This is a genomic window from Pediococcus pentosaceus (assembly GCF_001437285.1).
Classification (GTDB): Bacteria; Bacillota; Bacilli; order Lactobacillales; family Lactobacillaceae; genus Pediococcus; species Pediococcus pentosaceus.
The window spans coordinates 114512-129185 of record NZ_JQBF01000001.1 but is presented as its reverse complement, the minus strand read 5'-3'; the positions used below and the strand labels follow the sequence as shown (position 1 = coordinate 129185).

General features: G+C 38.5%; 13 protein-coding genes and 1 pseudogene. 2 read left to right on the top strand and 12 right to left on the bottom strand.

The window, feature by feature from the left end; genetic code table 11:
* Nucleotides 1–25: 25 nt before the first annotated feature.
* Nucleotides 26–502 (top strand): hypothetical protein, encoded by a 477-nt coding sequence (locus IV86_RS00580; RefSeq protein WP_002834178.1) that lies wholly within the window; start codon nucleotides 26–28, stop codon nucleotides 500–502.
* 72 nt (nucleotides 503–574) lie between these two features.
* Here the strand turns inward: IV86_RS00580 and IV86_RS00575 are convergent, their stop codons facing one another.
* From IV86_RS00575 to IV86_RS00530, 10 genes and pseudogenes are all read right to left on the bottom strand, one after another.
* A complete protein-coding gene (locus tag IV86_RS00575) occupies nucleotides 575–1612 on the bottom strand; it encodes a zinc-binding alcohol dehydrogenase family protein (protein WP_133281356.1) in 1038 nt (345 codons plus the stop codon).
* 135 nt (nucleotides 1613–1747) lie between these two features.
* Nucleotides 1748–2176 (bottom strand): Rrf2 family transcriptional regulator, encoded by a 429-nt coding sequence (locus tag IV86_RS00570; RefSeq protein ID WP_002834180.1) that lies wholly within the window; start codon nucleotides 2174–2176, stop codon nucleotides 1748–1750.
* A 9-nt stretch (nucleotides 2177–2185) separates the two neighbouring features.
* Nucleotides 2186–3036 (bottom strand): annotated as a pseudogene (locus IV86_RS00565) (SDR family oxidoreductase).
* 291 nt (nucleotides 3037–3327) lie between these two features.
* Nucleotides 3328–4734 (bottom strand): dihydrolipoyl dehydrogenase, encoded by a 1407-nt coding sequence (gene lpdA, locus IV86_RS00560; protein ID WP_002834182.1) that lies wholly within the window; start codon nucleotides 4732–4734, stop codon nucleotides 3328–3330.
* A 2-nt stretch (nucleotides 4735–4736) separates the two neighbouring features.
* Complete coding sequence (locus IV86_RS00555; RefSeq protein WP_056979287.1) at nucleotides 4737–6050, bottom strand: dihydrolipoamide acetyltransferase family protein; 1314 nt, start codon at nucleotides 6048–6050, stop codon at nucleotides 4737–4739.
* Nucleotides 6043–7023: an alpha-ketoacid dehydrogenase subunit beta gene (locus IV86_RS00550; protein ID WP_002834184.1), complete on the bottom strand. Its 981-nt coding sequence runs from the start codon at nucleotides 7021–7023 to the stop codon at nucleotides 6043–6045. Before IV86_RS00550 ends, IV86_RS00555 begins: the two co-directional genes overlap by 8 nt.
* A gap of 2 nt (nucleotides 7024–7025) precedes the next feature.
* Nucleotides 7026–8144, bottom strand: coding sequence for a thiamine pyrophosphate-dependent dehydrogenase E1 component subunit alpha (locus IV86_RS00545; RefSeq protein ID WP_002834186.1), 1119 nt, complete (start codon nucleotides 8142–8144; stop codon nucleotides 7026–7028).
* A gap of 11 nt (nucleotides 8145–8155) precedes the next feature.
* The gene (locus IV86_RS00540) at nucleotides 8156–9142 is read right to left on the bottom strand and encodes a lipoate--protein ligase (RefSeq protein WP_036673200.1); all 987 of its coding nucleotides are present in this window, start codon (nucleotides 9140–9142) and stop codon (nucleotides 8156–8158) included.
* A 280-nt stretch (nucleotides 9143–9422) separates the two neighbouring features.
* Nucleotides 9423–10766 carry a PTS sugar transporter subunit IIC gene (locus IV86_RS00535; protein WP_011673871.1) on the bottom strand — a complete coding sequence of 448 codons (1344 nt, stop codon included), beginning with the start codon at nucleotides 10764–10766 and terminating at the stop codon, nucleotides 9423–9425.
* Nucleotides 10767–10780: 14 nt separating this feature from the next.
* A complete protein-coding gene (locus tag IV86_RS00530) occupies nucleotides 10781–12163 on the bottom strand; it encodes a glycoside hydrolase family 1 protein (RefSeq protein ID WP_029257582.1) in 1383 nt (460 codons plus the stop codon).
* Nucleotides 12164–12322: 159 nt separating this feature from the next.
* On the opposite strand from IV86_RS00530, the gene IV86_RS00525 reads away from it, so the two are divergent.
* Nucleotides 12323–13036 carry a GntR family transcriptional regulator gene (locus IV86_RS00525; RefSeq protein ID WP_002834191.1) on the top strand — a complete coding sequence of 238 codons (714 nt, stop codon included), beginning with the start codon at nucleotides 12323–12325 and terminating at the stop codon, nucleotides 13034–13036.
* Nucleotides 13037–13071: 35 nt separating this feature from the next.
* Here IV86_RS00525 and IV86_RS00520 read toward each other — a convergent pair whose 3' ends face one another.
* Both IV86_RS00520 and IV86_RS00515 read right to left on the bottom strand, forming a co-directional pair.
* Nucleotides 13072–13725, bottom strand: a complete 654-nt coding sequence (locus tag IV86_RS00520; protein WP_056979286.1) for a nitroreductase — start codon at nucleotides 13723–13725, stop codon at nucleotides 13072–13074.
* Nucleotides 13726–13984: 259 nt separating this feature from the next.
* Nucleotides 13985–14620, bottom strand: coding sequence for a DUF4767 domain-containing protein (locus tag IV86_RS00515; protein ID WP_029257584.1), 636 nt, complete (start codon nucleotides 14618–14620; stop codon nucleotides 13985–13987).
* Between the last annotated feature and the right edge of the window lie 54 nt (nucleotides 14621–14674).

Genomic DNA, 14674 nt, shown 5'->3' with positions numbered 1-14674 from the left:
TTTAGTCGAAACGGAGGGACTCAGCATGCATCAATTATCTAAAGTATTTTTGATTACCTTAGCATCTTTTTCACTGGTTGGATTAGCTGGTTGTGCAGACAAAAAATCAGCCACAGCACCAGCTACTGAAAAAGCTTCTTCACCTGCCCGCGTCCATGAAGTTCAACGTACAAACGCCACTACTATCGCTCTGGCTACTTACCATTTGATGAAATCCAATGGCCAACTTGAAAAGCTTAACGATGACATCGAACCCAGCGCAAGAAATGTTGTAGAAGATACTGATAATAAAAAAATTGCTTTCGATGCGGGAACTGAGCAAAATGATTATTTTGAACAAAAAGCCCATATTACTATCGATAACAACAAGGTGCTTTATACAACCAAACAAGATAATACCAGTGTCGATAACCTCTATAAAAAGTATTCCAAAACAGTTAGTTTCCAGCATTTTTTAGATGAATTTGAAATTCAAGACCATGACGAAGATTTTGACGACTAAAAAAGCTGAATCAAGAAAAGTTCTTGATTCAGCTTTTTATAGTACCTGATTTATTCAAACAAATTTTTAGAGTTAATCTTCTAAATTCTCAACTACCACTTTACCCATCATATGGTTTCCCTCAACCAGCTTATGCGCCTGTTTTAGGTTCTCCACGTTAATTGGGGATAATTGCTTAGTCAAGGTTGAAATCAGTTCTCCAGCATCTAATAAACGAGCAATTTCGTCCAAATATACATGCTGAGTCTCCATGTCTGGTGTTTCATAGTAGGACTTCGTGTACATCCATTCCCAAGCAAAAGTAACCCGTTTACGTTTTAGTGCTTTCAAATCTACCGGTTCATGGTTTTGAGTGATTGAAGCTATCCTGCCATTCGGTTTAATCAGCTCGACCATTTCATCCCAATGAGCATCAATATTGTTTAACTCTAAAATATAGTCTACGTATTGATGACCTAAGTTACGAACTTCATCAATCAAGTTATTACGATGATTAACGGTTTCGTCGGCGCCATGTTTTAGACACCATTCAATAGTTTCTGGACGAGAAGCCGAGGCGATCACATGTAAACCGGCTTTTTGGGCTAATTGGGTTGCAATGGAACCTACGCCACCAGCCCCATTAATAATTAGAATCGACTTATCGGCGTTTCCTTGCACATCCTCTCGATCAATTTCTAATTGTTCAAATAATGCTTCCCACGCCGTTAATGAAGTCAATGGCATCGCAGCTGCTTCAGCATTGCTAAGCTTTTCGGGGGCATGTCCCACCACCCGTTCATCTACTAGCTGATATTCACCATCGCTTCCGGCCCGTTTGAATGAACCAGCATAAAACACACGGTCACCAATTTCAAAATATCCAGCTGATGCGCCTTTAGCTACCACAGTTCCAACTGCATCCCAACCAATCACTTTAGGTTCGTCTAAAGTTTCAGTTCCATTTTTACGCACCGCCACATCGATTGGATTTACTGATACTGCATCGATTTTAACCAGTAGATCGCGTCCTTCAGGCTGAGGAACCGCCGTTTCAAAACGAAACAAACTTGCTTCTTCATCGATGGGTAAATGTTTTTGAAATCCAATTGACCACATTGTTTTATTCATTTTGGTACCATTCCCTTCTTTAAAATAATGTTATTTATTTTATAATTGTACCTCGAAAATTGTTAAAACTTGTTACTAAGTAATTGAAAATAGCCATGTTAACTAAATTTTGATGCCATCACCATTCCGTAACTTTTAATCTTGTTGTTGTCGTTGCAAAATACCTTCAGTAATATCAGCAATCGTTATTTCATCCATTTTTTGAAAAGCACTTTGCTGTATTTCAGCGTATGCATCATCTAATACGTCTTGAATACTGCCACCAACAACACACTGTGGATTTGTCTTAGGGTCGATATGCAAGAGGTTATGATCCATATTCACCGCCTTATAAACATCTAAAATACTAATCTCACTCGGACGAGCATTTAACGCTGGGCTAGCACTCCCTACTTTTGTCGTAATTAGTCCCGCACTTCGTAAATCCGACATCAAATTTCTTACAGTACTAGCATTGGATTCAATACTATCTGCAATGGTCTTACTTGATAAGTCGCCGTCCTTATAAATAATTAAGTACGTCAAAATATGGATTGCATCGCTTAACTTATAGGAATACTTCATCGTTACCACCTAATTTAAAATTTCGTTAATAGCCTCTGGTAAACTAGTTAATTCCCGACCCAAAACTTTTACTAAACTATCTGATTGATGACTGAGAGAGCCATCTTCAATTGGAGCCTGAAACGAAGTAAATAGTGCCGCAGTATCTGCATCTAGGCCTCCCGCTTGAAGTTGAGCTTGATAGGCATCCCTCGAAACCTGCTTAACTTCAAAATTATTTCCAGTTGCTGTTTGAAGGGCTGCGCCCAAATCAGCATACGAACGAATTTTACCAGCAAATTCATAGATAGCATCTGGATTTTCTAGCGTAATTACCTTTGCAGCAGCCTCAGCATACTCACGTTCTAAAGCCCATCCAGCTTGTTGATCTGTCCAGTAGGTTGCTGTTTGATTATTAGCACCACTTTGTAAAAAGCCCATTTCATTTTGAAGATACCAGTTGTTGCGTAGAAATGAGTGTTTGATTCCTTGTTCTTCAATTAGTTTCTAGTTAATCGATGGTCGTTTGCTAAAGCACTGGTTGATGCTTGAGCATTTGGAAAACTAGTATAAGCTACAAAATCAACACCCGCATTTTTAATTGCTGTTACAACATTTTGGTGTTGAGTTCCTCGAGCTACTTTACCACCTGGTTGCGAAGAAATAAAGAGCACTCGATCAATCCCTTTCAGAGCTTTTTCCATTGTAGTTACATCATCGTAATCACCTTGACGAATTTCTACACCTTTAGGAAGTAGCTTTTGACCTTTTTCTAGATTTCTAACAATGGCGATTACGTTGTCGGTTCCTACTAAATCAATTAATTTTTTTATCGCGATTTGTCCAAAGTTTCCTGTTGCAGCAGTAATTGCATATTTCATATTCATAATTCTCCTTAAGCTGTTTTTTTATTATTAACAGCTTAATCATACCACCTGTTATTTTAAAGTCAACAGGTTTGGACAAAAAAATTCACTTATCTTGAAGTTAAAATTCAAAATAAGTGAGTTTATTTTTATTACAAATCATTTTTTTCTTAGTGAAAACCACCAAATTAAATGGATAATCAAAATCATGATAAATATAAAAGCCAAAAGACCGATTCCTTAGCTGGCATGTCGGGAATCGGTCCGTTTATTTATCTTATGACTGTAATATATTTCAAATTCTTTTTAAACGTGAATTGGTAGTCCTGCAGCTAATTCTGCTGCATCCATAATTTCTTCACCCAATGTTGGATGTGGGTGAATGGTTAATTCAATATCTTTAATTGTTAATCCATTTTCAATCGCTAAAGTTAGCTCAGAAATCAAATTAGAAGCTTCCGGACCCACAATTTGGGCTCCAATAATACCGCCAGTAGGATTATCCGTAATTAGACGGATAAAGCCTTCTGTTTGGTCCATAGTCATGGCACGTCCACTAGCAGCAAATGGGAACTTGCTTGATTTAGCATCCAACTTCTTTTCAGCAATAGATTGCGGAGTTTCACCTACAGTTGCTAATTCAATGTTTGTGTAAGCAACGGCTGGCAAAACATAATGTGTATCATGAGCATCTTTGCCACCCATAGCAGCAGCTGCCACCTTAGCCTCAAAACTAGCCTTATGCGCTAAAGCTGGTCCAGCGACCACATCACCGATAGCATAAATATGTTTAACTGATGTTTGCATGGAATCATTAACTTCAATTAAACCACGCTTACTTAACTTGATATTGGTATTATTCAAACCAAGTTGATCTGTGTTAGGACGGCGGCCTACTGAAACTAAACAGTAGTCTCCGGTAACCGTCTTGGTTGTTCCATCAGCTTCATAGGTTACTGTAACATCTTTGTCAGTTTGGTTTGCCTCAACCGCTGTAGCTTCAGTAACAATTTCGACTCCATTTTTCTTAAAGTTATTCAAAACTGGCTGAATTAATTCACCATCAAATCCATTTAAAATGTGATCCAAACCTTCAATGATGGTAATCTTTGAACCAAGGTTCATGTAAGCTCCAGCCAGTTCCGCTCCAATCACCCCACCACCAATAATGATGAGATGTTCTGGAACATCTTTTAAGTTCAAGGCTCCAGTGGAATCAATTACTCGACCACTAAACTTAAAGTGTGGGATTTCAACTGGACGAGAACCAGTGGCAATCAAAGCTCTCTTAAAGCGATATACATGGGAATCATCTCCGTTGATTACGTTAACCGTTTCGTTATCATTGAAGTAAGCTTCTCCTCGCACAATTTCAACTTTGTGTTTCTTAAGCAAGAGTTCCACTCCACCAGTTAGTTTGTTAACAACCTGATTTTGTTTCCATTCTTGAGTTTTAGTGAAATCAATTTTAGATTCTGATACCGAAACTCCAAATGGATTACCATGTTGTAAAGTTGAATAGAGATGTCCAGCTTGAATCAAAGCTTTAGATGGAATACATCCAACATTCAAACAAACTCCTCCGATATAATCACGTTCAACAATCACAACTTTTTGTCCTAATTCAGCTGCTCGAATAGCAGCAACGTATCCACCAGGACCAGATCCAATAATTAAAGTGTCAACGTTAATTGCTTGTGTACCAACTACCATGACTACACCTCCATTAGCATGTAGGCAGGGTTACTCAAAAGTGCCTTCAGCTCATTCATAATTTTTTGTGCTAGAGCACCGTCAATTAAACGATGATCAAAGCTAAGTGATAGTTTTAATGTATTTCCAACTGCTAACTCACCATCTTCGTTAACCACTGGAGTCTTACGAATTCGTCCAATTCCAAGAATTGCACTTTCACCTGGATTAATAATTGGTGTAAAGAATCCACTTCCACTTTCTGAACCAATATTGGTGATAGTAACTGTGCCACCCTTAAGTTCATTAGGCTTCAAATCACCGGCACGACCACGGATGGCCATGTCATCAATTTCTTGCGCAACTTCCATAATTGATTTTGATTTAACATTCTTAACGTTTGGTACGAAAAGTCCATTATCAGTATCAACTGCGAAACTGACATTTGTATCTTCGTAATAAACGATTTCTTGTTTTTCAATATCAACCATTGCACTAAGTTCAGGGTACTTATGGGCTGCCCCAGCAAGGGCTTTCGCAATAAATGGCATATATGTTAGTTTGTAGCCTTTTTGTTTAGCTTGTTCCTTAAATTGGTTACGAAGATCCATTAACTTAGAAACTTCTACTTCATCCATGATTGTTACATGTGGAATCGTTTGAACTTGGTTAGTTAAAGTCTTAGCAATTACTTTACGAACTGGTGACAATGGTACCCGTCCAGCTTTAACTTCAGCTGGCGCAGCCGGAGTAACTGGGGCGCTTGGCGCCTTTTCTGATTCTGTTTCTGGAACTGAAGCAGCTGGGGCTGGGCTTGCTGTAGGTGCTGATGCAGGACTTGCTTTAAAGTTCTCCACATCAGCCATGGTGATATGTCCATGCCGTCCAGTTGCTGGCACCTGAGTTAAATCAATATCATTTTTTCTAGCATATTCTCGTACAGATGGCATTGCTAACAATTGTCCATTTGAAGTATATTCTGCACCTACCTTGGTTACTTCAGGTGCAGTTTGGTCAACTGGTGCGCTTGATTCTGGTTCCGGTTCTGTAGATGCTGGTGTTTCTTTAGGTGCTTCACTTTCAGCACCAGCGCCACTTCCGTCACCGTCGAATTCAATCAATGGTTCGCCAACCTTAACTACCGTTCCCGCTTCTACGAAAAGTTTTGTAATCTTTCCACCATAAGGAGAAAGGATTTCTTGTAATAGCTTATCATTTTGAACTTCAGCTACTACATCTTCTTCTTTAATCGTATCGCCGACTTTTACTAACCAGTTTGCAATTTCGCCTTCAGCCATTCCTTCGCCAATATCTGGCATCTTAAAAATTTCAGTCAAAGTTCACGACCTCCTTAACTTTTTCGATGATATCGTCTGCTTTTGGTAACCATTCATTTTCAGCAAGGGCAAATGGATATACTGAATCTGGAGCAGCTACCCGTCCGATCGGTGCTTTCAAACTCATAATGAAGCGTTCACTAATTTCACTCATTACCATCGCACCAATACCAGCTTGCCGTTGTGCTTCTTGAGCTACAACAACTCGACCAGTCTTTTCAACGCTTTCTCCAATTGTGTCGAGATCGAGTGGACTAACCGTTCTCAAATCTACAACTTCAGCGTCAATGCCGTCTTTAGCAAGTTCTTCTGCGGCCGCTAAGCTTGTATGTACCATTCCACCATAGGTGATAATTGATACGTCCTTACCTTCACGAATCACATTGGCCTTATCCAATGGTGTGGTATAGTAACCTTCTGGCACATCGCCACGAATTGAACGATATAAACGGAGATTTTCAAGGAAGATTACCGGATCATTACTTTCAACAGCTGATAGTAACAATCCTTTAGCATCTGCTGGAGTAGCTGGCATAACTACTCGTAGACCAGGTGTTTGAGCTACTAAACCTTCCAAGGAGTCCGCATGCATTTCAGGAGTCTTAGTTCCACCGCCATAAGGAGAGCGAACCACAATTGGAAATGTACGTGTTCCATGGAAACGGAAACGTCCACGTGCCATCTGTCCTGCAAGTGAATCCATAACTTCATATACAAAGCCGAAGAATTGGATTTCCATAATTGGACGGTAGTTTTGGGTTGTCATCCCAATTGCCATTCCACCAATTCCACTTTCAGCTAGTGGGGTATTGAAAACCCGATCTTCACCATATTTCGCCTGAAGACCATCCGTAGCTCTAAATACACCACCATTTTTACCAACGTCTTCACCAAAGATAACTACATTTTCATCGTTAGCAAGAGCTAAATCTTGAGCTTCAGTAATCGCTTGAATATATGTTTTTTGTGCCATGATTACTTGCCCTCCCCTCTAAATTTGTTAATTTGTTCTTGTGCAGCTTGTCCTGGGACTTCTAGAGTTTGTTCAATAAAGTCTGAAATCTTTTGTTTATCGATTCCATCTGCTTGTTTTACGCCGTCATCAATTTGTTCATTAACCACTTCGGTCCAGTCATTTTCAATTTCCTCAGACCAGAGGCCCAATCCTTCAAGATATTTTCTGAAACGAATAAGTGGTTCTTTCTTGGTCCATTCGTCAATTTCTTCTTGAGTACGGTAACGAAGTGGGTCATCACCAGACATCGAGTGTGCACCCAAACGATTGGTAATTGTTTCAATAAATACAGGTCCATTACCATCAACTGCCCATTGACGCGCCTTCTTGGATGCTAGGTACATTGCAATTGGATCCATTCCATCCACAACCAAACTTGGAAGACCAGCTGCCCAACCTTTAGCTGCTAGATGAGGAGCCTTAGTTTGTAATTTACGTGGTGTTGAGATAGCGTATTCATTATTTTGTGAGAAGAATACGGCGGGTGCGTTATATGCGCCAGCAAAGTTCATTCCTTCGTAAAAATCACCTTGCGAAGTACCACCATCACCAGTGTAGGCATAAGCCACATTAGGTTGTTTACGCATCTTCAAACCTAGGGCTGCACCAGCAGCTTCAACATATTGAGCACCGATAATAATTTGTGGCATCCAGCCATTAACATCGTCAAATTCATTTCCTTCATAATGGCCACGTGACCACAAGAAAGCCTTATAAATTGGCCAACCTTTCATTACTAATTGCGGAATATCACGATAACCTGGGAAAAGCCAATCTCCTTTTTCAAACGCATAATTTGAAGCAATTTGAGAGGCTTCTTCCCCAATTGTTGGAGCATAGAAACCTAAGCGTCCTTGTTTTGCTAGTTTAGTGGAACGTTCATGTAGTACACGGCTAAATACCATCTGTTTCATAAGTTCAACGAGCTGATCTTCGTTCAAACCAGCCTCTTTAAGGGCATCCTCGTCTACAATCTCACCATCATTGTTTAGAACTTGTAGCATTGGAAAACTGTCTGTTTGTTTTTCCATTTGAAGATTGAAATCTAACACTTGTTTATTGTCATCTTTTACAGCCATAACTAAACCTCCTAAGCTTCAAATAATTTAATTAATTCATCATCCGTAATGTTTCCGAAGTACCGGCCTTCATGGTTACGTTCAAAGACGGTCTTAATCTCTGCAGTTTCAAATGGTAACCCAATAAATTGGTCTTTGATTTCGCGCCAATCGCGTAAACCAAGGAAATCGCCCGTGAAATTGATATCACGTATGGTTCCACCCTCAGCTTGGACTTGAACATCGATAATTCCACCGTCATATTTAGCATGGTTCTTAAAGTTAAATTCTGGTGAACGACCATAATTCCAGTCCCAAGTTGAAAACTTATCAGCCGTTAGTTGGATAATCTCCTGTTTTTGTTGCGGAGTTAACACAATCTCTTGGTCTTTCCCGTGATCGGTTAATTCGTACTGAACCGCATCCCAGAAATCTTGAAGGGTTAACCCTTTTGGAGCTGCATCTTTGATCATTCCCACTCGACTTCGGACCGATTTAGCAGCTTTTGAAATGAACTTTTCATCCGCTACATTTAAGGAACGAACCATGGTATCCACATTACTATCAAACAGCAATGTTCCATGATGCATTAAGTATCCTTTGGCATAGCGCTGGGCTACACCAGAGATTTTTTTACCATTGACTAACAGATCATTTCGACCGGAAGCCTCGGCATCAATCCCTAAAGTATGTAAAGCTCTTAATACGGGCTCAGAAAACTTTTTAAAATCAACATTTGCTGCTGATTCAATTGGTACAAATAAGGTGAAGTTCAGATTACCTAAATCATGGTAAACTGCGCCACCGCCCGTCACTCGTCGGACAACCTCAATTTGGTGTTCATCAACAAAATCTTGGTTAACTTCCCCAAAAGTATTCTGATTCTGACCAACAATAATAGCATTATTATTCTGCCAAAGTGCAAAAACTGGTTCCTTGGCATTTAAATTATTTAGTAGCCATGTGTCCGTTGCAATATTAGTGTACGCATCTGTTCCCATGTATGTGACGTATCGCACAATCTAAACCCCCTTATCACGCTAATGGAAGCGCTTTCTAAGTACATCTTTATGATAGCACATTTGAACCGTTTTAGGGCTATTTTTTGGGTTTAAAATGTTTTAAATTGAATTTTGGTTTTGTGCAATTTTGTTCAAACCTCAACATTAAATTTACATATTTGGGCAAAGTTGTTAATTTTTATAAGATAAAAAGACTAGCTTCGAAAGACTAAAAAACCTCAAACTAATTCTGATAATTAGTTTGAGGTTTTGATTTTTTTGTTGATTTTTTGACCAATTATAGATTTTCTTCAGCTTGAATTTCAGAAACACGTTCACTAATCTTCAAGAATGGTAAGTATAAGAATACTCCGACCACAATAATTAAGATTTGTAAAATAACTGCGCGCCAGTCTCCGGCTGTTGAAAGATATGGTCCGATTAAAGGAGGAGTTGTCCATGGTACTAATACTACTGTTCGACTGACCCAGCCCCAAAGTGTAGCAAAGTAACCCATCAAACTCCCAACAACCGGGAATAAAACAAATGGAATAATCAAAGGTAAATTAAAGACAATTGGAAAACCAAAAATCATCGGCTCATTAATATTAAAGATTCCTGGTGCCAACGATAAACCAGCAATTTGACGAGAAGATTTAGCTTTACTAAAAATTAAAATAGCAATAATCAACGCAATCGTACTACCTGAACCACCGATTAAGGTGTAATTACTTACAAATGAAGTTGTAATAATATTTGGAATGGCTTGGTGATGTGCATAAGCAGTCATGTTTTCGTTCATATTAACTAATACAAGGGGATCAAGCAATGCACCTGATAATACGGTTTGATGAATACCTAAACCAAAAAGGAAATTAGCTAAAGTATAAATTACACAGTAACCCACAATACTTGTGTTAAAACCTCGTAAAGGCTCTTGAATCCAAGTTTTAATTAAGTTGATTAAATCGGTGTTGAAAAATCCTGCGAGCAACGCTGCAATAATAGCAAAAAACGACATTAATAAAATGGCTGGAATTAAAACACTAAATGAAGCAGAAACTGCTGGTGGTACATTTTCCCCTAAGTGAATTTGTAATTTTTTAATCGAGGCAAGTTTGATAAAGAGGCCGGTTGCAATTAGCCCAACAAAAATCCCACCAAACATTCCTTGCGTTCCCGTATTCAAATAACTAAGTCCACCTGTGACCGTCGCCATTTTTGCCCCTGCTGAAGCAACCGTTCCTAACTGAATGCTTCCTGGCATTAGGATGAAAATACTTGCTAAAGACATCGCAGCAGCCGCAATTGGATTATTAAAGCCTTTATTACGAGCAAGACTATAACCGATCATTGGCGCAACTAAAATTCCGGCTACATTTAACGTCCCATTAACAATGGCGTTTCCAATCACTTGGAATTTTGTCAGCATATCCCCACTCAAAAACCAGGTAAAGACAACGTTATTTAACAGTACCCCAATCCCGGCTACAATAAACATTGGTAAAATGACAGCGAAAGCGTCACGGAGTGAACGGAGATACACCCAGTTTCCGACTTTAACTGAGATTTCAGTGAACTTAGCAATGAATTTAGAATTTTGCATCTTATCATTGACTGATTCTTTGTTCGAACTACCCATTTTAAATCCTCCCATTAAAGATCATTTTCTAAATCGTTCCCATTAGTTTCAATAACTTTTTTAAACCATTTATAACTCTTCTTAGGGACCCGTTTCATATCACGTAACTCGTGGTTTCCACGATTTACGTACACCATCCCATAGCGTTTTTCCATATTTCCAGAAGAACTAGGAATGTCGATTAATCCCCAACCAAGATAACCTAAGACTGGGACACCATCTTCCACAACCGCATCAATCATCGCTTGGATATGATCACGATGATATTCAATTCGGTAATCATCTTGAATCTCTGTCCCATCGAATATTTCACGATAACCGATACCATTTTCAATTGGAAACATGGGAATACCGTATTCGTTGTAAGTCTTAGTGATAACATCACGGAATCCTAATGGATCAATGTTCCATCCCCAATCTGTAGCCTTTAAATATGGATTTTCGACCCCTCCATAATCTAGATAACGATTAGGCATCGTTCCCTGTGGAATTTTGGTTGAATCAACAACGTTACTTGCATAATAACTAAACGAAATAAAATCACTCTTCAATTTTTCAAATGCTATTTGATCTTGTTCTGTAAAATCGATATCAAAATGATGATTCTTGATATATTGGGTAACTTCAGTCGAGTAGTGGCCATGTACCCAAACCTCCAATAAATTACGATTCAAAAATTCATCAATTTGGCGGGCCACATAAACATCACGCGGACGACAATTTTTAGGATAAGATTCCACATATGCTAACATCCCTCCAATTTGAGCGTCACTAGTTTCGTGCACATAATTAGCGACTTGGGCATGGGCGGTCATTACGTGGTGGGCAATTAACTGGAGTTCTTCGTCAGTTTGGTCACCTTTCAAATAGCCTGCAATGTGGAAAGCTTCTGTCTGTGAATATAAGTTTTGTTCATTAAAGGTTACCCATAGTTTCACACGATCACTAAAGCAGTCCACCATTTTCTTACCAAAACGCACAAATGCGTCAACCACGTGGCGACTCATGAAGCCGTTGTATTTTTCCGCTAAATGTAATGGCATATCGAAATGATACAGGCAAATCATCGGCTTGATTCCACGTTTCAGTAAATCATTAATTAATCTGTCATAATATTGGATACCTTCTTCATTAAAATCCCCATCTCCGGTAGGGTTTACACGACTCCATGATATTTGGAAACGATAACAATTCATTCCTTGATTAGCCATCAAATCTAGGTCTTCCTCATAATGATGGTAATTATCAATAGCAACATCCCAGTTTGAGGTAGTTTCGGTTGCTTCATATGTATCATAAACTGATGGTCCCTTACCGCCTTCATGAACACCTCCTTCTGTCTGCATGCTTGATGTTGAGTTTCCCCATAAAAAATTATCTGGTAGTTTTCCTTTCAAAATAACGCTCCTCTCTAATTGAATTCGCTTTCATTATAGCTTTATTTTTTATTTAAGTAAATACTTTTATTTTAAAAGACTATACTTTTATAAAAATTGTGATTGTATTTAAGATACGCTAAAATGAGGGTAACGTCTTAGAACGGAGTTTTAAACAATATGTATAAATACGAAAAAATCTCGCAAGCGATTCGCAAACAAATTATTGAACAAAAAATTAAACCTGGAGCTTTACTGCCGGATCAAAATCAATTAGCTAAAGAATTTAATACTACTCGTATAACGATTGGCAAAGCACTCCAATCCCTAATTATTGAAGGGCTTATCTATAGCAAACGTGGTGCCGGGACGTTTGTTAGAAAAGATGCTCATTTGAATGACGAATTTACTAACGATGTTGATAAACCTTTGGGGACTACCTCGACTCATCCGCATAGTAAAGTCACCAGTAAATATATTCATTTGACTGCTCGGATTGCTAACGAAGTCGAAAAGAAAAATCTTCTACTAGAAGATGGTGAGACGGTCTACGTCATCAAACGGACGCGTTTTATCGAGGGAAAAGCTTATAGTTATGAACAAACAATTATGCCAACTAAAATTGCAACAATAACCGAAGAAGTTTTAAAAAAATCTATTTACCAATACCTAGAACATGAGTACCATTTAGAATTAGCTGGTTCCCATCGACAAATCACTGCCCGTAAAGTTTCTGAAGAGGATGCTAAATTTCTGGGTGAAAAGTTGGGCGATCCAATCCTAGTGATTAGCCAAACTAGTTACTTAGTAGATGGAACCCCTTTTGAATTTTCTGAATCTCGTTTTCCATACCAATCTAGCGCAGTATCTGCGGATGTCAATTTACTTGAATAAAAAAGCGTTCAGAAAAAATTTTCTGAACGCTTTTTTTATTTTTTAATTTTTAAAATAGATTCTGTATCCATTCGTTTAGAAGTTATGCGGTTTACTTGTGCCTGTTCCTCTTCAAATCCCAATCCAATCCCAACGATAATTTCCTCATCATCTGGAATCTTTAACTCTTCTCTTAAAATCTGCGGATACTTCACAAAATTATATGCGACAATCGAGTCAATACCTTGTTCAGTTGTGGCCAACAAAATATTTTGACTAAACGCACCTAAATCAAACAAAGACCATGGTGTATATCCTTTTGGTAAGGTCAAATAAACTACAGCTTGAGCATTATAAAGCTGACTGGCTTCTTTACCCAAAGTTTCTTGCCAATTATCTCCCAAAACTGCTGGTATGCCATGGCTCCATTCAGCCATGTTCTTTTGAGCTTGTTCAGACCAGAGCTTCCGCGACATTGGAGGAATATCCGAATTAGTTTTTGCTCCTGTAATTGTCAATTCCTGTTGTTGCTTTCTAATAGCCTTCAAAGTCTCACCTTGAGCTACATAAACTTTTTGCGGTTGTGAATTGACCCATGAAGGTGCTTTTTGAGCAATTCCAATTATTTCTTTCAATTGCTTTGAATCTATTTTTTGATCCGTAAAATGACGTACGGAATGACGCTTTTGAATTGCTTGTTTGACTTCCATCCTGTCTAAACCTCCGAATCGTTTATTGCAAATTTGGAACCATACTGCAGGTTTTAGTATACGACTTAAAGTTTACTTTAAGTCAAGAGTTGAAAAAGTTTATTGCTCAATAATCTGCCAAATTAACTTTATCAGAAATTGACATGACTTTATTTTCACCTTTAAATTCCATTTTAGCTCATAAACCATAACGACCCCCAAAAGCTAGAGTCTTAGTCTAACTTTTGAGGGCCACTATAAAATTATGTTGTAGTTCTTTTTATTTATCAGTATTTTCTGCAGCAACCTTTTGGAATTCGGCTACTAAATCGGCATTTTCCGTAACCTTGAAGTTCATTCCATCGCTAGCCGATTGAGAAGTTACTAATACTTCTGGTTGGCCATTATGGAACGTAAATAAGTACATGTATTGGTCACCAGTATATACAGCTACTACCTTGTATTCACTGTCTGCCTTTTCACTTCTTGTCCATTGCATGGAAACCTCTTGCTGGTTGACATATATTTGTCCCTTAGAGAGATAGTCAGGGAAACTTACTCCATCGAAACTAACGGATGCGTTAGCATTCGTACCTGTGTAAGTTTGGCCCATGGTTTGTTGCCAACTTGAAATGAAAGCTGCCAATTCTGAATCTTGTTTGTCAGTCCAAATTTTCTTTTCAGTCTTTTTAGTCTTCTTTGAAGAAGATTGTGCTTTAGATGAACTTGATTTACCTTCTTCAACTTTGATCACTTTTGTACTACTTGATCTATCAGAAGATGAAGTTGTGTTCGTGACGTGATTAGGATAAAAGAACTTATACCCTGCAATCACGACGATTAACGCGAGAATAACCCAAACCACCGAATTGATTGAGCCAAACGAGCGCTTTTCTGGTTTTTTCATATGTCGCATAATAATCACCTCGTTTAGTCTATTATACAGTAATTTGATAAATTGGAAATTAAC